Source organism: Jannaschia rubra (genome assembly GCF_001403735.1).
GTDB classification, from domain to species: Bacteria; Pseudomonadota; Alphaproteobacteria; order Rhodobacterales; family Rhodobacteraceae; genus Jannaschia; species Jannaschia rubra.
Genome location: NZ_CXPG01000013.1, coordinates 174,021 through 192,765 on the forward strand (window position 1 = coordinate 174,021; position 18,745 = coordinate 192,765).

Annotated in this window: 17 protein-coding genes; 9 read left to right on the plus strand and 8 right to left on the minus strand. The window is 70.4% G+C overall.

Annotation, left to right across the window (positions count from 1 at the left end; genetic code table 11):
• The first annotated feature begins 48 nt into the window (after positions 1 to 48).
• From ftsZ to recN, 4 genes are all read left to right on the plus strand, one after another.
• The gene (ftsZ, locus tag JAN5088_RS05700; RefSeq protein WP_055681847.1) at positions 49 to 1,617 is read left to right on the plus strand and encodes a cell division protein FtsZ; all 1,569 of its coding nucleotides are present in this window, start codon (positions 49 to 51) and stop codon (positions 1,615 to 1,617) included.
• A 324-nt stretch (positions 1,618 to 1,941) separates the two neighbouring features.
• The gene (gene lpxC, locus JAN5088_RS05705; RefSeq protein ID WP_055681848.1) at positions 1,942 to 2,856 is read left to right on the plus strand and encodes a UDP-3-O-acyl-N-acetylglucosamine deacetylase; all 915 of its coding nucleotides are present in this window, start codon (positions 1,942 to 1,944) and stop codon (positions 2,854 to 2,856) included.
• Between the two features lie 93 nt (positions 2,857 to 2,949).
• Positions 2,950 to 3,792: an outer membrane protein assembly factor BamD gene (locus JAN5088_RS05710; RefSeq protein ID WP_055681849.1), complete on the plus strand. Its 843-nt coding sequence runs from the start codon at positions 2,950 to 2,952 to the stop codon at positions 3,790 to 3,792.
• Positions 3,793 to 3,828: 36 nt separating this feature from the next.
• Positions 3,829 to 5,481: a DNA repair protein RecN gene (recN, locus tag JAN5088_RS05715; protein ID WP_055681850.1), complete on the plus strand. Its 1,653-nt coding sequence runs from the start codon at positions 3,829 to 3,831 to the stop codon at positions 5,479 to 5,481.
• Positions 5,482 to 5,796: 315 nt separating this feature from the next.
• Here recN and mgtE read toward each other — a convergent pair whose 3' ends face one another.
• Positions 5,797 to 7,200: a magnesium transporter gene (gene mgtE, locus JAN5088_RS05720; RefSeq protein ID WP_055681851.1), complete on the minus strand. Its 1,404-nt coding sequence runs from the start codon at positions 7,198 to 7,200 to the stop codon at positions 5,797 to 5,799.
• An 86-nt stretch (positions 7,201 to 7,286) separates the two neighbouring features.
• On the opposite strand from mgtE, the gene guaD reads away from it, so the two are divergent.
• Positions 7,287 to 8,576: a guanine deaminase gene (gene guaD, locus JAN5088_RS05725; protein ID WP_055681852.1), complete on the plus strand. Its 1,290-nt coding sequence runs from the start codon at positions 7,287 to 7,289 to the stop codon at positions 8,574 to 8,576.
• A 2-nt stretch (positions 8,577 to 8,578) separates the two neighbouring features.
• Here the strand turns inward: guaD and JAN5088_RS19045 are convergent, their stop codons facing one another.
• Complete coding sequence (locus JAN5088_RS19045; protein ID WP_177220069.1) at positions 8,579 to 8,749, minus strand: hypothetical protein; 171 nt, start codon at positions 8,747 to 8,749, stop codon at positions 8,579 to 8,581.
• Positions 8,750 to 8,831: 82 nt separating this feature from the next.
• Positions 8,832 to 10,136, minus strand: coding sequence for an adenylosuccinate lyase (gene purB / locus JAN5088_RS05735; protein ID WP_055681854.1), 1,305 nt, complete (start codon positions 10,134 to 10,136; stop codon positions 8,832 to 8,834).
• Between the two features lie 77 nt (positions 10,137 to 10,213).
• Between purB and JAN5088_RS05740 the strand changes: the two genes are divergently transcribed.
• A complete protein-coding gene (locus JAN5088_RS05740) occupies positions 10,214 to 10,636 on the plus strand; it encodes a DUF6314 family protein (RefSeq protein ID WP_055681855.1) in 423 nt (140 codons plus the stop codon).
• Here JAN5088_RS05740 and JAN5088_RS05745 read toward each other — a convergent pair.
• Positions 10,626 to 10,859 (minus strand): hypothetical protein, encoded by a 234-nt coding sequence (locus JAN5088_RS05745; RefSeq protein WP_055681856.1) that lies wholly within the window; start codon positions 10,857 to 10,859, stop codon positions 10,626 to 10,628. The genes JAN5088_RS05740 and JAN5088_RS05745 overlap by 11 nt on opposite strands.
• A 76-nt stretch (positions 10,860 to 10,935) precedes the next feature.
• Here JAN5088_RS05745 and prfA point away from each other — a divergent pair, with 76 nt between their 5' ends.
• The 3 genes from prfA (at position 10,936) to JAN5088_RS05760 (ending at position 13,576) form a co-directional block, all read left to right on the plus strand.
• Positions 10,936 to 11,991 carry a peptide chain release factor 1 gene (prfA, locus tag JAN5088_RS05750; protein WP_055681857.1) on the plus strand — a complete coding sequence of 352 codons (1,056 nt, stop codon included), beginning with the start codon at positions 10,936 to 10,938 and terminating at the stop codon, positions 11,989 to 11,991.
• A complete protein-coding gene (prmC, locus tag JAN5088_RS05755; RefSeq protein WP_055681858.1) occupies positions 11,988 to 12,758 on the plus strand; it encodes a peptide chain release factor N(5)-glutamine methyltransferase in 771 nt (256 codons plus the stop codon). Before prfA ends, prmC begins: the two co-directional genes overlap by 4 nt.
• A 182-nt stretch (positions 12,759 to 12,940) precedes the next feature.
• A complete protein-coding gene (locus tag JAN5088_RS05760) occupies positions 12,941 to 13,576 on the plus strand; it encodes a DUF4167 domain-containing protein (RefSeq protein WP_055681859.1) in 636 nt (211 codons plus the stop codon).
• Here JAN5088_RS05760 and rsmA read toward each other — a convergent pair.
• The 4 genes from rsmA to JAN5088_RS05780 are packed head-to-tail and all read right to left on the minus strand — an operon-like array spanning position 13,573 to position 18,745.
• Positions 13,573 to 14,403: a 16S rRNA (adenine(1518)-N(6)/adenine(1519)-N(6))-dimethyltransferase RsmA gene (rsmA, locus tag JAN5088_RS05765; RefSeq protein ID WP_055681860.1), complete on the minus strand. Its 831-nt coding sequence runs from the start codon at positions 14,401 to 14,403 to the stop codon at positions 13,573 to 13,575. The two genes, JAN5088_RS05760 and rsmA, sit on opposite strands and share 4 nt — an antisense overlap.
• Positions 14,404 to 14,428: 25 nt before the next feature.
• Complete coding sequence (gene pdxA / locus JAN5088_RS05770) at positions 14,429 to 15,406, minus strand: 4-hydroxythreonine-4-phosphate dehydrogenase PdxA (protein ID WP_055681861.1); 978 nt, start codon at positions 15,404 to 15,406, stop codon at positions 14,429 to 14,431.
• Entirely contained in the window at positions 15,387 to 16,601 is a 1,215-nt protein-coding gene (locus JAN5088_RS05775; protein ID WP_055681862.1) for a peptidylprolyl isomerase, read from the minus strand. The genes pdxA and JAN5088_RS05775 overlap by 20 nt, the downstream gene beginning before the upstream one ends.
• A 14-nt stretch (positions 16,602 to 16,615) precedes the next feature.
• Positions 16,616 to 18,745, minus strand: a complete 2,130-nt coding sequence (locus JAN5088_RS05780) for an LPS-assembly protein LptD (protein ID WP_158448470.1) — start codon at positions 18,743 to 18,745, stop codon at positions 16,616 to 16,618.

Consider the following 18,745-nt stretch of genomic DNA (forward strand, 5'->3'; position numbering starts at 1 on the left):
GCAAAGCTGGCCTGAGGCAGGGCCGTAAATCACAGGTGGACAAGAGCAATGACATTGAACCTCACCATTCCCGGTGCGACCACTGAGCTGGACCTGCGTCCGCGCATTACCGTCTTCGGCGTCGGTGGGGCAGGTGGCAACGCCGTCAACAACATGATCCAGAAAGACCTGGAGGGCGTCGAATTCGTCGTCGCCAATACCGACGCGCAGGCGCTGGCCCAGAACCAGGCGCCCGCCCGCATCCAGCTCGGCGCCCGCGTGACCGAGGGTCTGGGCGCCGGCGCGCGCCCGCAGGTCGGCGCCTCCGCCGCGGAGGAGACGATCGAGGAGATCGTGGACCGCCTGTCCGGCGCGCACATGTGCTTCATCACCGCCGGCATGGGCGGCGGCACCGGCACCGGCGCGGCCCCGATCATCGCGCAGGCCGCGCGCGAGCTGGGCATCCTGACCGTCGGCGTCGTGACCAAGCCCTTCCAGTTCGAGGGCTCCAAGCGCATGCGCCAGGCCGAGGAGGGCGTCGAGGCCCTGCAGAAGGTCGTGGACACCCTCATCATCATTCCGAACCAGAACCTGTTCCGCCTTGCCAACGAGAAGACGACCTTCACCGAGGCGTTCTCGATGGCCGACGACGTGCTCTATCAGGGCGTCAAGGGCGTGACCGACCTGATGGTCCGTCCGGGCATGATCAACCTCGATTTCGCCGACGTCCGCTCCGTCATGGACGAGATGGGCAAGGCCATGATGGGCACGGGCGAGGCCGAAGGCGACGACCGCGCCGTCGAGGCCGCGGAAAAGGCCATAGCGAACCCGCTGCTTGACGAACTGTCGCTGTCGGGCGCCAAGGGCGTTCTCATCAACATCACCGGCGGGCACGACCTGACCCTGTTCGAGATGGACGAAGCCGCCAACCGCATCCGCAAGGAAGTGGACGAGGATGCTAACATCATCGTGGGCTCGACGCTCGACCCGGCGATGGAGGGCGTGATGCGCGTGTCGGTGGTCGCCACCGGCATCGACGCCCGTGCCACGACCGAGGCGCCGATGCCCCGCCGTCGCCTGTCGGAAACCGGCGCCCCCGCGGTCGAGGCCAAGCCCGCTGCCGCGGCCGCGGCGCCGCAAGCCGCCTCCGAGCCGGCACCTGCCGCCACCCGTGTCGAGCCGTCGACGCCCAGCTTCTTCGACGCCGTCGACCAGGAGCAGGCCGAGGAAGCCGAGGCCGCCGACCAGTTCTTCGGCAGCCCGACCGCCGCCGACGACCTGCCGCCCCCCGCCTATACCCCGGCGCCGCCGCAGCCCGTCGTCCACGCGGCCGAGGCGCCTGCCGCCTTCACCGCGCCGCGCCCTTCCGGCGCCCCCTCGCCCGAGGCGATGGAGCGTCTGCGTGCGGCCGTGCTGAACGGCGAACGCCGCGAAGCGCCGCCGCGTCCGTCCGCCGCGCCGCAGGGCGATGCGGGGGCCCGTTTCGGCATCGGCTCCCTCATCAACCGCATGACCGGCACGGCAGGCGACACCCCGGTGCAGCGTCCTGCCGCGGCCCCCGTGGCCCCCGCCGCCCAGCAGCAGCCCGAGGACGAGCGGATCGAGATCCCCGCCTTCCTGCGCCGTCAGGCGAACTGACCGGCCGGGAACGCACCCGAACCCTGCATTGGCGGCGGCCCCAACGGGCCGCCGTTGCCGTTGCGGAAGGCGGAATCCATCGCCCCGGCCCTTCACGTTTGCCCGCCGCCACGGTCGCCGGCCGCCTGCCGCGCATGATGCCAACAGACTGATTACCATGCGGTAAACGCCGCCCCGGAAGACATGGGCAAGTTTCCGCCTATCCCGTCCGCCGCCTGTTTCACCCCGTAACCGAGGTTGAATTGCGTGGCGGGGCAGGGGCGCCTAGCTGACGATCAAGGAAAGTGCCGGAAACGCGGCGCGCAGAATAGATCGGGTAGGCACATGCAAACGACAGTCAAGGACGTCATCCGCTTCGCAGGCACCGGTCTACACGGCGGCCTGCCCGCGCGCCTGACCATCCATCCCGCGCCCGCCAACCATGGCATCTGGTTCCGCCGCACGGATCTCGACGGCAATACCATGATCCCCGCGCGCCACGACTCGGTCGAGGCTTCGCCCCTCTGCACCCTGCTGGTGAACGAAGCCGGAGTCTCCGTCTCGACCATCGAACACGTCATGGCGGCGCTGTCGGGCTGCGGCGTGCTGAACGCCATCCTCGACATCGACGGCCCCGAGGTCCCGATCCTCGACGGCTCCGCTGCCGAGTTCGTGCGCGCCATCCTGCGGACCGGCGTCCGTCGTCTCGACGCGCCTGTCCACGTGATCGAGGTGCTGCGTCGCGTCAGTGTCACCGACGGCCTGGCTTCCGCCACGCTGACCCCGGCCGACGAGCTCGAGATCGACTTCTGCATCGACTTCGCCGACGCCGCCATCGGCCACCAGCGCAAGATCCTGCGCCTGTCGAACGGCACTTTCGTGCGCGAACTCTGCGACAGCCGTACCTTCTGCCGCCAGTCCGACGTCGACGCCATGCGCGCGGCGGGCAAGGCCCTGGGCGGCAGCCTGGCGAACGCGGTCGTCGTCGACGGCGCGCGCGTGGTGAACCCCGAGGGCTTCCGCCATGTGGACGAGGCCGTGCGCCACAAGATGCTCGACGCCCTGGGCGATCTGGCGCTCGCCGGCGCGCCGATCCTGGGCCGCTACACCGGCGTGCGCGCGGGCCATGCGATGACGAACCGCCTGCTGCGCGCGCTGTTCGCCGATCCGCTCGCCTACCGCATCCGCACCCTGACCGAGGCGGAGTGCCGCCTGCTGCCGGGCGCCGGTCTGGAGCAGGACGTCTTCGAGCACCTGTGAGCCGCCTTTTCGCCGCCCGGTGCTTCACAGCCCCGACCCGCTGGACTATGGTGCCGCCATGCCCCCGGCGGGCGTGGGCAGGGAATTGACCGAATGACCGAACGTCTTCAGTTGCGCATCGTCAAGCCTTTGGCGGCACTGGCGATTTGTTCTGTTCTGGCGGCCTGCGGCGGCGGCGACCGGGAACTCGCGCTCGAGGATACCGACGCCGACACCATCTATCGCCAGGCCGAGTTGCAGCTGTCGCGCGGGCAGGCCGACGACGCCGCGCGCCTCTTTGCCGAGGTGGAGCGCCTCTATCCCTATTCCGATTTCGCCAAGCGCGGCCTCATCATGCAGGCCTTCGCCTATCACAAGGACGGCGATTACGAGAATGCCCGCGCCGCCGCCCAGCGGTTCATCGACTTCTATCCGGCGGATGAAGACGCGGCCTATGCGCAGTATCTCCTCGCGCTCAGCTATTACGATCAGATCGACCAGGTCGGCCGCGACCAGGGGCTGACCTTCCAGGCGCTGCAGTCGCTCCGTACCGTGATCGAGCAATATCCCGACAGCGAATATGCCCGGTCCTCGATGCTGAAGTTCGATCTGGCCTTCGACCATCTCGCCGCCAAGGAGATGGAAATCGGGCGCTACTACCTCAAGCGGGGCCATTACCCAGCCGCGATCAACCGCTTCCGCGCCGTGGTCGAGGAGTTCCAGACCACGACCCACACGCCGGAGGCGTTGCTGCGCCTGGTCGAGGCCTATCTGGCCCTCGGCCTCACGCAGGAGGCGCAGACGGCGGGCGCGATCCTGGGCTACAACTTCCAGTCCTCCCCCTTCTACGACGACGCCTATCGGCAGTTGACCGGCCAGGGCCTCGCCCCCGAGGCTGCGGGAACCAACTGGCTCAACGATGTCTACCGCCGCACGATCCAGGGCCGCTGGCTTTGATGCGCCGGTGGGCCCGGCCCGCCCCTGTTGGACGCCATGCTCCGCTCGCTTGAAATCCGCGACATGCTCATCATCGACCGCCTGGCGCTGGACCTCGGCGCGGGGCTGAACGTGCTGACCGGGGAAACCGGGGCGGGCAAATCCATTCTTCTCGACAGCCTGGGCTTCGTTCTGGGCTGGCGCGGCCGCGCCGAACTGGTCCGGCAGGGCGCCGATCAGGGCGAGGTCACGGCCAGCTTCGATCTGCCCCCCGGCCATGCCGCCCACGCCGTGCTCGCCGAACATTCCATCGGTGCGGAGGACGGCGAACTGCTGCTGCGGCGCGTCAACACCCGAGACGGGCGCAAGACGGCCTGGGTCAACGGCACCCGCGTGTCGGGCGATGTGCTGCGCGCGCTGTCGGACACGCTGCTGGAGCTGCACGGGCAGCACGACGACCGCGGCCTTCTCGACGTGCATGGCCACCGCGCCCTGCTCGACGCCTTCGCGGGCAGCGACATCGCCCCCGTGGCCCGCGCCTGGTCCGCGCTCAGCCTCGCGCGGCGCGCGCTGAAGCAGGCCGAGGCGCGGCGGAATGAGGCGAAGGCCGAGGAGGATTTCCTGCGCCACGCCGCCGCCGAGTTCGAGCGCCTCGACCCCCAGCCGGGCGAGGAGGCCGAGCTCGACACCCGCCGCCGCACGATGCAGGGCGCCGAGCGCATCCGCGATGACGTCGGCCGCGCGCTGACCGCCATTGGCCCGCAAGGTGCCGAAGGGCAGATGATCGACGCGACCCGCTGGCTCGAAGGGGCGATGGAGGACGCGGCCGAAACGCTCGTGCCCGCCATCGACGCGCTGAACCGTGCCATGGTCGAACTCTCCGAAGCGCAGGCGGGCGTCGAGTCCTGTCTCGACGCGCTGTCGTTCAATCCGCATGAGCTCGAGGAGGCCGAGGAGCGCCTGTTCGCCATCCGCGCGCTGGCCCGCAAGCACGGAGTGCAGCCCGACGACCTGCCCGACCTCGGCGCGGACCTGCGCGCACGGCTCGACCTGCTCGACGCGTCCGAAGGTGGGCTGGCGGAGCTTGCCGCTGCGGAACGGGCCGCCCAGGCCGACTACGACCGCGCCGCCGGGGAGCTGACCGCGACTCGCACCGCCGCCGCCGCGCGGCTCGACACGGCCATGGCCCGCGAACTGGCGCCGCTCCGGATGGACCGCGCGACCTTCACCACGCTCGTCCTCCCCGGCACGCCCGGCCCCGACGGCGTCGACGAGGTGGCGTTCGAGGTGGCGACCAACCCCGGCGCCCCCTCCGGCCCGCTCAACAAGATCGCCTCGGGGGGCGAACTCAGCCGCTTCCTGCTGGCGCTCAAGGTCTGCCTGACCGGCGGCGACCGCAGCCTGACGCTGATCTTCGATGAGATCGACCGCGGCGTGGGCGGCGCGACCGCCGATGCCGTGGGCCGCCGGCTCAAGGCGCTGGCCGACGGCGGGCAGGTGCTGGTCGTGACCCATTCGCCGCAGGTCGCGGCCCTGGGCGACCATCACTGGCGCGTGGAAAAGCGCATCTCGGGCGACGTGACGCTCTCCACCGTGACGCCCGTTGCGCGGGATGAGCGGGTGGACGAACTCGCGCGGATGCTGGCGGGCGACACGATCACCGACGCGGCGCGCGGCGCGGCCCAGGCGCTTCTCGACGCCGCGGTCTGAAAATTTCCCGCGCGTCAACCGATCCTTAACCGATCGCCCTCAGAACGGCCCTGCGCGCAGAGATGCGGTCCGCCCTGGAAAGCGGTCGCACCTCACATCGAATGACGGGCTTTCCCGCCCGCCGGCACGCCCGTGGTCCGCCACGGGCCTCCTTGGGTCTACCCAAGGGGCAGGGATGTCCCCCAATGGCACGGGGGATCGGCCCGACAGGTTCCACCCGGAACCCGGCGCCGCAGCGATGTTGGACTTCGGTACCCGAGCGACCCTTCCACCGCCCCGGCCCGTGACACGGCCCCGGCGGCCTTCCGCGTGGCCTCACAGCAGCCAGAGCGCGGCAAGCCCGAGGAAAGCGAAGAACCCCACCACATCCGTCACCGTCGTCACGAACGCCCCCGAGGCCAGCGCCGGGTCCACGCCGATCTTCTGCAGGATCACGGGAATGCCCACCCCGGCCAGACCCGCGACCACCAGGTTGATGACCATGGCGACCGCGATCACCAGGCCCAGCATGGGCGACCCGAACCAGAGCAGCCCGACCACCGCCATGATGACGGCAAAGGCCACGCCGTTGATGCCTCCCGCCAGAACCTCGCGCCGGATGACGCGCCAGACGTTCGCCCCGGTCAGGTCGCGCGTCGCCAGGGCACGCACCGCCACGGTCAGCGACTGCGTGCCCGCGTTGCCGCCCATCGACGCCACGATGGGCATGAGGACGGCGAGGGCCACGATCTCGGTGATGACCCCCTCGAATTGCGAAATGACGACCGATGCCAGGATCGCCGTCAGCAGGTTCACCGCCAGCCACGGGAACCGCCGCCGCACCGTGCCCAGCACCCGGTCCGACAGCGACCCTTCGCTGTCGACGCCGGCCAGGCGCAGGATATCCTCCTCGGCTTCCTCGTCCAGCACCGCCATGGCATCGTCGATCGTGATGACGCCCAGCAGGCGGTCGTCGGCATCGACCACGGCGGCCGAGATCAGGTGGTACTGGTTGAAGGCATAGGCCACCTCGCTCTCCGGGTCGGTGGCATAGAAGGTGCGGAAGCTCTCCTCCTCGATCTCGGCCAGCGGAGTCTCCCGCGCGGACGACAGGATCTTGCCCAGCGTGACATAGCCCACGGGCCGCATCCGGGGGTCGACCAGGATGACGTGGTAGAACTGCTCCGGCAGGTCGTCGGCGCCGCGGAGGTGGTTGATGGCCTGACCCACCGTCCAGAAGGACGGCGCGATCACGACTTCGCGCTGCATCAGGCGGCCAGCGGAATATTCCGGGAAGCCGAGCGCCTGTTCGACCGCCACCCGGTCCACGGCTTCCAGCGCATCGAGGATGACGCCCGCCTGGCTCGCGTCCTCCAGATTCTCGATCAGGTCGACGACGTCGTCGGTGTCGAGCTCGCGCACCGCCTCGACCACGTCCTCCGGGGGCAGGGCGGCCAGCACCTCCTCGCGCAGCGACTCGTCCAGTTCCGACAGGATCTCCCCGTCGATCCCGTGCGGCCAGAGCGCGATCAGCCGCCGTCGCGGCCCGTCGTCCAGCTGCTCCAGAAGGTCGGCCACGTCGGCGCCGTGCAGGGGCTCCAGCAGGTGCGCCAGCGTCTCGCCGTCACCCGCCTCGACCGCCTCGCGGATCTGGCGCAGGCGCGGCTGGTCCAGTTCGACGTCCTCCTCGATGGGGTCGTCCTGGGCGTCGGTCAGGGTCTGATCGTCGGTCTCGGCCATCGGTCCTCCGGGGTCGGTGCGCGGGGGATAACCCGTGGCGCGCGTCAGGGGTAGCGGCGATTTCCGCTGCAGGCTACGACAGCCGGATGACAACGCTCCTGCTCGGCCAGACGCTGGCCTTCGCCGCCGATCCCTTCGCCACGCCGCCCGCGGACGCCGCCCGGCACGACGCACGGGGCGCGGTGGCCGTGGACGCCGGGCGGATCACCGACACCGGCACGGCCGACGACCTGCGCGCGCGCCACCCGCAGGCGCAGGTGATCGACCACGGCGATGCGCTGATCCTGCCGGGCTTCGTGGACGCGCATGTGCATTATCCGCAGACCGCGATCATCGCGTCCTGGGGCAAGCGGCTGATCGACTGGCTCAATACCTATACCTTCCCGGAGGAGGCGCGGTTCGGCGATCCGGACCACGCCCGCGAGATCGCCGAACGGTATCTGGATCTCGTGCTAGCGAACGGCACCACCTCGGTCAGCAGCTATTGCACGATCCACCCCGAAAGCGTCGATGCCATCTTCGACGCGGCGGACGCGCGCGGCATGGCCGTCTGGGCGGGCAAGACCTGCATGGACCGCAATGCCCCGGACGACCTGCGCGACACCGCGCAATTGGCCCATGACGACAGCGCCGCGCTGCTGGCGAAATGGCACGGCAAGGGGCGCGCGTCCTATGTGATCACGGCCCGCTTCGCACCGACATCGACGCCGGAGCAGCTCTCGGCCCTGGGCGCGCTCTGGGCGGAACACCCAGACTGCCTCATGCAGACGCATCTTTCGGAGCAAACGGACGAGATCGCCTGGGTCGGCGACCTGTTCCCCGACGCGCGCGATTACCTCGACGTCTACGAGGCGCATGGCCTGCTGGGCGACCGCGCCGTCTATGGCCATTCGATCCACCTGGAGCCGCGGGAACGCGACCGCCTGGCCGAGGTGGGCGCCGCGCTCGTCCATTGCCCCACGTCCAACACCTTCATCGGCTCGGGCCTGTTCGACATGGGGCTCTCGGGCCTGATGCGGGTGGGGCTGGCGACGGATACCGGCGGCGGGTCCAGCTTTTCGATGCTGCGGACCATGGCCGCCGCCTACGAGGTGGCTCAGCTCCGCGGCACTGCCCTGCATCCCGCGCAGCTTCTGTGGCTCGCCACCGAAGGCTCGGCCCGCGCGCTGCATGCGGGCGACATCGGGCGGCTGGGGCCCGGCAACATGGCCGATCTGGTGGTGCTCGATCTGGCCTCCACCCCCGCGATCGCGCAGCGTAACGCGCGCGCCGGGGATATCTGGGAGGCGGTGTTTCCGACGATCGTCATGGGCGACGACCGCGCCGTCGCGGAAACCTATGTCGCGGGTCGCCCGATGAAGACCGGGCGACCCTGAACTCAGCTTGTCGCTTCCGCGACGCAGGTGCCGCTTGCGGCATCGAGCACGGTACCGGGGGCGCAGGACATCGTCACCTGATCAGGCTTGGTCCAGTTACAGCCTTCGGCCAGTGCCATACCGGGGGCTCCCGCGAGGGCGGCGGCGGCAAGGAGTGTCTTGAACTGCGTCATAGGCGTCTCCATCTGGTTCCGGGTGACGTAACGGTAGCGCAAACATCGCGTTCGGCAAAGCCGTTTTCCACCGCCCCCGCGATCATTCGCCGAAAACCCGCGCGAAGATCGTGTCGACGTGCTTCGTGTGGTAGCCCAGATCGAACTTCTCGCGGATCTCATCCTCGCCCAGCGCGGCGCGCACGTCGTCGTCGGCCAGAAGCTCCGTCTGGAAATCGGCGCCCTCCTCCCAGACCCGCATCGCGTTGCGCTGCACAAGGCGATAGCTGTCCTCGCGCGAGACGCCGGCCTGCGTCAGCGCCAGCAGCACGCGCTGCGACATCACGAGGCCCCGGAACCTGTTCATGTTCGCCAGCATGTTGTCGGGATAGATCACCAGCTTGTCGATCACCCCGGTCAGCCGCGCCAGCGCGAAGTCGAGCGTCACCGTCGCGTCCGGCCCGATCGCGCGTTCGACGGAACTGTGCGAGATGTCGCGCTCATGCCACAGCGCCACGTTCTCCAGCGCGGGCGTCACCGCCATGCGGACAAGGCGCGCGAGCCCGGTCAGGTTCTCGGTCAGCACAGGATTGCGCTTGTGGGGCATGGCGCTCGACCCCTTCTGGCCGGCGCTGAAGAACTCCTCCGCCTCCAGCACCTCGGTCCGCTGCATGTGGCGGATCTCGGTGGCGATGTTCTCGATGCTGCTGGCCACCACGCCCAAGGCGCAAAAGAAGGCGGCGTGGCGGTCGCGGGGGATGACCTGCGTGCTGATCGGCTCCGGCGTCAGGCCCATCCTTTCGCAAACATGCGCCTCGACCGCAGGATCGATGTTGGCGAAGGTGCCGACCGCGCCGGAGATGGCTCCCGTCGCCACCTCCTCCCGCGCGGTCCTCAACCGCTTCAGATTGCGGGACATTTCCGCGTGGAACCGCGCGAATGTCAGGCCCATCGTCGTGGGCTCCGCGTGGATGCCGTGGCTGCGCCCGATGCGGATGGTGTCCTTGTGCTCATACGCCCGGCGCTTCAGCGCGGCCATCAGCGCCTCCACATCCGCGATCAGAAGGTCGGCGGCGCGCGTCAGCTGCACGTTCAGCGTGGTGTCGAGCACATCCGAGGAGGTCATGCCCTGATGCACGAACCGCGCCGCGTCGCTGCCGACGATTTCCGACAGATGGGTCAGGAAGGCGATGACGTCGTGCTTCGTCACCGCCTCGATCTCGTCGATGCGGGCCACATCGAACTCCGCGTCGCGCGCCTTCCACACGGCCTCGGCGTTCTCACGCGGGATGACTCCCAGGTCGGCCATGGCGTCGCAGGCGTGGGCCTCGATCTCGAACCAGATGCGGAACTTGGTCTCGGGTGACCAGATCGCCACCATCTCGGGGCGGGAGTAGCGGGGGATCATGGCGGACCTCGTTTCGGTGGCATGCGGGATGGCCGCGTCATAGGGTGCGGGGGCCGCACCCGCAAGGAACCCCGCCGATGACCCCAGCCGACCGACTTGCCGGCCTTGCCGGACGCTGGCGCACCCTGCGCGTCCTGCGCCACGGCGACGGCACCCGCGCGCGGTTCCTCGGCGTCAGCACCTGGGCCCCCGACGGCACGGTCCTGCGCTGCACCGAAGCCGGAACGCTGGAGCAGGCAGGCCGTCGATACGAGGCGCATCGCGTGACGCTGTGGCGGGCCACGGTGCAGGGGGTGGAGGTCCTGTTCGCCGACGGGCGGCCCTTTCACCGTCTGCCGGTGCCCGGCGACCGGGCGGTGGTGCGCCACGACTGCGCGCCGGATGTCTATGACATCGCCTACGATTTTCGCGCCCGCACGCGCTGGACCCTGCGTTGGCGGGTCCGGGGGCCGCGCAAGGACTACCGGGCCCTGACGCGGTACCTGCGGATCAGCCCGTGACGCAGGGCTGCCCCGTGTCGCGCCAGATCGGCACGTTGAGGGACATGTCGCACAGGGCCATGAAGCTGCGCCCGCCCACCGTCAGGCAGGTCCGCTCGCCCAGCTCGAAACGGCCGCCATCGGTGGCGGTGCAATAACATTCGATTGGCCGTCCGCCGGGATAGGTCGGTTGCGCCAGTGCGGGCAGGGCCGCGAGGCAGAGCAGGATTGCGAGACGGGTCATCGACGACACCTCCGGCAGCCATCATAGCACAAGCCCGCCCTTGACCTGACCCCCCTCCGCGCCTCATCACGCCGCCATGATCCCGACCGAGCGCCTTGACCAGATCACCGCCCGTTTCGAATACCTCGAAGCGCGGCTGAACGCCGGGCCCGATGCGTCCGAGATCGCCGGGCTGACGCGGGAGTATGCGGAGCTGAAGCCCGTGGCCGAGCGCATCGCGGACTGGCGGCGCCTGTCGGACCAGATCGCGGAGGCGGAGGCCATGCTGCCCGACCCCGAGATGCGCGAGCTGGCGCAGGCCGAGCTGCCGGAGCTGCAGGTGGCGCTGGCGCGGGCCGAGGACGAATTGCAGATCGCGCTCCTGCCGCGCGACGCGGCCGACGCGCGCCCCGCCATCCTGGAGATCAGGCCGGGCACCGGCGGCGAGGAGGCGGCGCTGTTCGCGGGCGACCTGGAGGCGATGTACCGCCGCTATGCCGAGGCGCGCGGCTGGACCATGGAGGTGGTCGAGCGGCAGGAGAGCGACCTCGGCGGCGTGCGAGAGCTGGTCGCCCGGATCGAGGGCGAGAACGTCTTCGCGCGCCTCAAGTTCGAAAGCGGCGTGCACCGCGTGCAGCGCGTTCCGGCGACGGAATCGGGCGGGCGCATCCATACCTCCGCCGCGACCGTCGCCGTCCTGCCTGAGGCGGAGGCGGTGGACATCGAGATACCCGCGACCGACATCCGCATCGACACCATGCGCGCATCGGGCGCGGGCGGGCAGCACGTCAACACCACCGACTCGGCCGTGCGGATCACCCACCTGCCCACCGGCATCGTGGTGACGTCCTCCGAGAAGTCGCAGCATCGCAACCGCGAGATCGCGATGAACGTCCTGCGCGCACGGCTCTATGACGCGGAACGGGCGGCGCGGGATGCCGAGCGGTCGGCCGACCGGAAAAGCCAGGTCGGCACCGGCGACCGGTCGGAGCGCATCCGCACCTACAACTTTCCGCAAGGGCGCATGACGGACCACCGGATCAACCTGACCCTCTATTCGCTGGGCGCGGTAATGCAGGGCGACCTGGACGAGGTGATCGACGCGCTGACCGCCGACCTTCAGGCGGCGCAACTGGCCGAGATGGGGGCGTGACCGACGACGCCCGCGCGCGGCTGGCAGCGGCGGGCGTGCCGGACCCGGCGGGCGACGCGGCCCGCCTGCGCCGCGAAGCCCCCGACGACGCGACCTTCGCCGTCTGGCTCGACCGCCGCGCGGTGCGGGAGCCTGTGTCGCAGATCATCGGGCGGCGCGCGTTCTGGGCGCATGACTTCATCGTGACCCGCGACGTGCTGGACCCCCGGCCCGACACCGAAACCCTGGTCGAGGCGGCGCTGGCCGAACCCTTCGACCGGGTGCTGGACCTCGGGACCGGATCGGGCTGCATCCTTTTGTCGCTGCTGCACGAACGCCCCGCGGCGACAGGCCTCGGCACCGACGTGTCGAAGGCGGCGCTGGCGGTGGCGCGGCGCAACGCGGCGGCGACGGGCGTGGGCGCGCGGGCAGGGTTCCGGCGCGCCGATTGGTTCGCCGGGGTGGAGGGCCCGTTCGACCTGATCGTGTCGAACCCGCCCTATATCGCGGAGGGCGAAATGGCCGAGCTTGAGCCCGAGGTCCGCGAGTGGGAGCCGCAGGGCGCATTGACCCCCGGCGGCGACGGGCTCGACGCCTATCGCGCCATCGCGGCGGGGGCGGGGGCGCATCTAGCGGAAGGCGGGCACCTCATGGTCGAGATCGGGCCGACCCAGGCCGATGTGGTGTCGGCGCTGTTCGCGGAAGCGGGGTTCGCCGGAATTACGGTGGTCTGCGACATAAATGGCCGAAATCGCGTGGTTCGGGCGGAAAAAAGCCGCCGTTCCTGACGAATCGGCTTGTGATCGGGAAAATAGGCTTTCATAACCGACCTGCATCCGAAAGTTGACGCGGCGTCGGTGATTTCCGGCCCAGCCCCTCATCCGGGATGCACGCCCGATCAATCCGGACCGTGACGACCCGCGTGGGCGGGCACCGGTCCCCGGCAAAGACCAGCGGAAACACCCCACTTATGAGAAGCAGCAAGTCCCGTTCGCGGAACAAGAACCGTAGCCGCGGCCCCCAGGGCGGCGGAAACATCGTCAATCGCGTCTTCGACAGCTCGGGGCCCGAGGGCAAGGTGCGCGGCACGCCCGCGCAGATCATCGAGAAATACGCCCAGCTTGCCCGCGACGCTCAGCTTTCGGGCGACCGGGTCGCGGTCGAGAACTTCCAGCAGCACGGCGAACACTATACGCGGATGCTTGCGGCCGCGCAGAAGGAAATCGACGCGCGCCAACAGCAGCAGGGCGGTGGCCAGCAGCAGGGCGGTGGCCAGCCGGGTGGAAACCCGCAGGGCGACAACCAGAACGGCGGCCAGCAGGATCGCCAGCCCGAGGCGCAGGACAACGCCCCGCAGGGCGGCCGGCCGCAGCGCAGTGCGCCCCAGGGCGGCAACCGCCGGCGCGAAAAGCCCGAACCGCAGCAGACCGCAAGCGACGTGATCGACGCGCCCGAGGCCGACAGCGGCCCGGTCGAGACGCCGGAGTCGGGTGCCGATGCCGCGCCCAAGCCCGAAAAGCCCAAGCGCACCCGCACCCGCAAGAAGGCGCCGGCGTCGGATGCCCCGTCGAACACGCCCGACGCGACCCCCGAAGACGCCGCCTAGGCCAGCTGCCGCGCCAGGGCGCACCAGCCTTCCAGCGGTACCTGTTCGGCGCGCTGCGTCGGCTCGATCCCGGCGGCGCGCAGGCGGTCCTCGATGTCCGGGGCCAGGCCGCGCAGCGCCGCGCGCAGCATCTTGCGGCGCTGGTTGAACCCCTTGGCCACCACGCGTTCCAGGACCTGCGGGTCGGCCGGGAAGCGGGGCTCGGGCAGGGCGGTCAGGTGGACGACGGCGGAATGGACCTTGGGTGGGGGGCTGAACGCCTCCGGCGGCAGGGTCATGGCGATGCGGGCATCGCAGCGCCACTGCGCCAGAACGGCGAGCCGCCCATAGGCCTTCGATCCCGGCGCGGCGACGATCCGCTCCGCTACCTCTTTCTGGAACATCAGGGTCAGGCTGTCCCAGGGCGGCGGCCAGGTCGCGGGCGTGAGCCAGCGGACCAGAAGCTCGGTGCCCACGTTGTAGGGCAGGTTCGACACGATGCGCCACGGCGGAGCCAGATGCCCCGCGACGTCGAGCGTCAGGGCATCGGCGTGGGCGACCTCGAGCCGCTCCGGCCAGGCCGCCGCGATCTGCTTCAGCGCGGGCAGGCAACGCGCGTCCTTTTCCACGGCCAGCACCTTGCGCGCCCCTTCGGCCAGCAATCCGCGCGTCAGGCCGCCGGGGCCGGGCCCCACCTCGAGCACGTCGACCCCGTCGAGCGGCCCCGCGATCCGCGCGATCCGCGCCGTCAGGTTCAGGTCGAGCAGGAAGTTCTGCCCGAGCGCCTTCTTCGCGCGCAGGTCGTGTGCCGCGATCACCTCGCGCAGGGGGGGAAGGTCGTCGATCATGTCCCGCCTTAGCGGGCCAGCGGGGTCAAGCCAAGGCGCGCCGGGCGGCCATGTCGCGGGCCATGCGGATCGCGGCGACCATCGACGTGGGGTCCGCGACGCCGCGACCGGCGATGTCGAAGGCCGTCCCGTGGTCGGGCGAGGTGCGGATGAAGGGCAGCCCCAGCGTCACGTTCACACCGCCGGCGAAGTCGATGGTCTTGATCGGGATCAGGGCCTGGTCGTGATACATGCAGACCGCCGCGTCATAGGTCGCGCGGGCCGCCGCGTGGAACATCGTGTCGGCGGGCAGCGGGCCGAAGCAGCCGAGGTCGGGGGCGAGGCGGGCGACAAGGGCCGCGATCCACTCCACCTCCTGCCGGCCCATGGTGCCGCCTTCGCCCGCGTGGGGGTTCAGGCCCGCGACCGCGATGCGGGGGGCCGCGACGGCGAAGTCGCGGCGCAGGCCCGCGTGGGTGACACGCAGCACGGTTTCCAGAAGGTCGGGCGTCAGCTCCGCCGCCACGCGGTCGAGCGCGATGTGGATGGTCGCGGGCACGACGCGCAACTCGGGACAGGCGAGCATCATCACCACCTTCGCCCCGCCGGCCAGTGCGGCAAGGTATTCGGTGTGGCCGGGGTGCGGAAAATCCGCCCCATCCTTGAGCGCCTTCTTGTGGATCGGCGCGGTCACGATGCCGGAGGCCGCGCCCGTGCTCGCCATGTCCACCGCCCGCGCGATGGCCGAGATGACGCCCGCCGCCTGCCGCTCGTCGGGCACCCCGGGCGTGCGGGGGCCGGGGATGTCGTGGGGCAGGATCGACAGCACCGTCGACGACGCCTGCGCCGGATCGTCGATCACGTGCGTCTCGACCCCGAAGCCGTCGAAATGATCGGGGTTGCCCAGCACGAAGAACGGCACGTCGGGGATCAGGGCGCGCGCCTTTGCGATGACTTCGGGTCCGATGCCCGCAGGCTCGCCGCAGGTGACCACGAGGGGGGGGCTAGCGGGTGATGACGGCATCGGCGCGCAGTTCTTCCAGATAACCGTCGGAATAGCTGGTCAGGCGCTGGTTCAGAAGCTGCTGGCCCAGCGTGCGGAAAGCGTCCTCGGAGGCATTGGCGTCGCGCCCGCAGAGCATCACGAACCGCAGGTAGCCGTTGCCCGCGAGCAGCATCGACGCTTCGCCCGCGTCGAGCTTGGCGAGCTCCTGCCGCAGGTCGGCGGGGATCTCGGAGACAGGGCGCGTCTCGCGGCGGAGCGTGCCTTCGGGGGCGCGGTCCTCGCGCGCGACGCCGTAGAGGTCGTCGCAGACGTCCACGCGGGCGCGCAGGCGGCTGGCCTGTTCCAGCGCCTGCGGCGTCCGGCCGCCGGGGATCAGGTATTCGGCGTAGTCGATGGAAAGGCCCGCCGGCGGCGTGGGGGCATTCTCGTCGAGGTCGCGCAGGATGAACAATCCGATGAAGGAGCCGAGGTTGACGGGGTCGGACACCTGCCCGGGGGCAAGGGTCAGCACCTGTTCGGCGATGGGGGGCGCCATGTTCGACAGGTCCAGCCAGTCGAGCCGCCCGCCCCGCTGCGCGGTGTTGGAGCGGGAATACTGGCGTGCCGCGGCCTCGAATCCGGCCTGTGTGGTGATCGTGTCCGACAGGCGCTGGGCCAGGGCCTGAACCTCGCCCGCCGTCTCGGGGGTGAGGGGCAGCGCGATCTCGGACAGCAGGACGCGGACGCCGGGGGCGCCGCCGCGGGCCAGCTTGCGGTCGATCTCCGCGTCGGAAGGGCGCGACACGGGGCCGAACCGCTGCTGGACGTAGCTGCGCCAGAGCATGCCGTTGCGGACGAAATCGCGGAACGTCTCGGGCTCCACCCCGCCCTGGGCCAGGGCGGCGATGAACTGGTCGGGCGACAGGTTGGCGCGGCCGGCGAATTCGACCATTCCCTCGTCCAGCTCCTCCTCCGTCAGCGCGATGCCCGCGGCGCGGGCGGCCTGGTTCTGGAGCGTCTCGTCGATCAGCGCCTGCGTGGCGCTCTCGGTGTCGGCGCCCGGCGCGCGCAGCAGGCCGAAGAACAGCGCGCGCTGCTGCACCTGGAAGTTGGTGATGGCCTGGCCGTTCACCGTGGCCGCCGCGGCGAAGGGCTGCTGCGCCGCGACGGGCGCCCCGAGGGCCCCGGTCAGCAGCATCGCCGCCAGTCCGAGTGTCGCCAGAAATCCGTTCATCGCCCGCCCTTCTCTCAAATTCCGCAGCGTCGTTTCCGCTTGCGGCGATCGTCCGCCCCGAAGCCCGCAAGTTCCACGCCCAGGCCGAAGCTGGTCGAGGATTCCCGCGTCGTGGTCGAGGTGAAGCGCCGCTCCACATCGAAATCGACCGTGACGCAATCCGACCGGTAGGTCAGCCCGACACCTGCGCTGCTGGCATCGTTTGTCACGAAGTCATATCGCCACTTCGCCCGCCCCGTCCAGTCGCCCGCCAGATCGCGCGAGGCGTCGAGCGACCATTCCGACGTGTCGATGGGGCGCCCGGCGCCCGCGTCGGCTTCGAGGAAGGTATATGTGGTTTCCAGCGCGTGCCGGTCGCCCGCCCACCGCAGGATCGTGTCCGAGCGCGAAAAGTCGAGGTCGTCGTCCACCAGCGACCGCTGCATCACGCGGAACCCGTCGCGGTAGCTTGCGCTGACCGACAGCAGCCAGTCGGACGTGGTGCCCGCAAGGCCCGTGGCGGGGCGGAACTGCCCCAGGTCGTCGGCGCGCCAGACGCGGCCGGCGGTCGTCTCGACCTCCCAGCCGCTGGGGTCGAGGCGCGTCCAGGTGACGCCGAGGTTCAGGCGATTGCCCAGCTCGCGCGTGTCGCGACCGGCGAACCGCTGGGGGGAGAACAGGTTCCCCTCGTCGAACTCGGGCGTGAGGCTGTCCTCGTTCGGGGTGGGGCGACGGTCGTTGGGCGCGAGGATCAGTTGCGCCACCGGCTCGATGACGTGGCGGACGCCCGCAGGCGTGGATCGCGCCAGCGGCATCCGAAGCTCCAGCCCGGTATAGGGCACGCCGCGCAGGAAGGGATCGTCCTGGAAGGTCGCGTCCTCGTCCACGTCGTAGGCATCGACGTCGAGCCCGGCCATCGCCGTGGCCACCAGCCCGCCGTCCGTGATGTGGCTGCGCCGCCAGTCGACGGCGGCGGAGGCGCGCAGCACGTCGCGCGCCGAATCCGACGGCAGCCCCGGTGGCACGCGCTCGGCCGTGCGCTGGCGGGCGTGGGCCTGCAACGTCCAGGTGAGGGTGCCGCCCAGCACGGGGCCGGGCTCCCGCCGCTTGCGCTCCACGGTGATGACGGGCGTGGGCTGGTAGCGGTTGCGCTCCCCCGAGCGGAGGGTGTTGAAGGCGACGACCTCGGCACGGAACAGGTCTTCGCGGTCGATGCGGGTGACGGCAAGGCGCGAATCCAGCCGGTCCTTGTCGGTGACGTCGTAGTTGCGCAGGTAGTCGGCGTCGCTCACCAGCTCCAGGTCGAACTCCAGCCGGTAGTCGCGGGGCAGGAGGAAGCCGCCTTCCGCGAACAGGTAGCCGCGCGTCTCGTCCGGGCGGACCTCGTCCTGCGAGACGGCGCCCTCGACCTCGATCAGGCCGGTATCGAAGGCCTGCCGGTAGCGGAAGCCGAGGCTCCGGGTCTCGGAGGCGGTGACGAAGGGGGCGAGCGTCAGGTCGCGCGAGGGGCCGAAGGTGATGAAGTAGGGAACCGTCAGCCCCGTCCCGAGCAGGTCGTCGGAGGTCACGCGCGGCGAGAGGAACCCGGTCGAACGTTCCAGCGTCGGATCGGGCAGGCGCAGGCGGGGGAACCAGGCCACGGGCACGCCCACCACCTCGAACCGGGCGCCCTCGAAGTAGAGCTGCTGCGCCTCGCGGTCGTGGATCACGCGGCGCGCACGGATCTGCCAGAGCGGGACGGGATACGCGGCGCAGACCTCGCAGGAGGAGGCGACGGTCTGGTAGAGTTGGGTATACCGCCCCTCGGCCCCCGTGGCGATCTCGGTGGCCGCGATCTGAAGCTGTTCGTCCAGCACCAGCCGCGCGCCTTGCAGGACCGACCCGCGCAGGTCCGGCGAAAGGGAGGCGAAATCGGCGACCAGGATGGCATCGGGCCCATCGATCAGGGTCAGCGGCCCCTCGACCGTCACCCGGTCCTCGTCGCGCAGGTAGGTGACGCGGCTGGCGCGCAGGATGCGGCCGTCGGAATAGATCTCGACGCCGCCTTCGGCGGTCAGCCGCCGCTCGTCGAAGTCGATCCGGTCGGCCACGAGCGTCGCGGGCGCCTGCTGCGCCAGGACGGGCCAGGCGACAAGGGTCAGGATCAGGGCAAGGAGGGTTCGCAT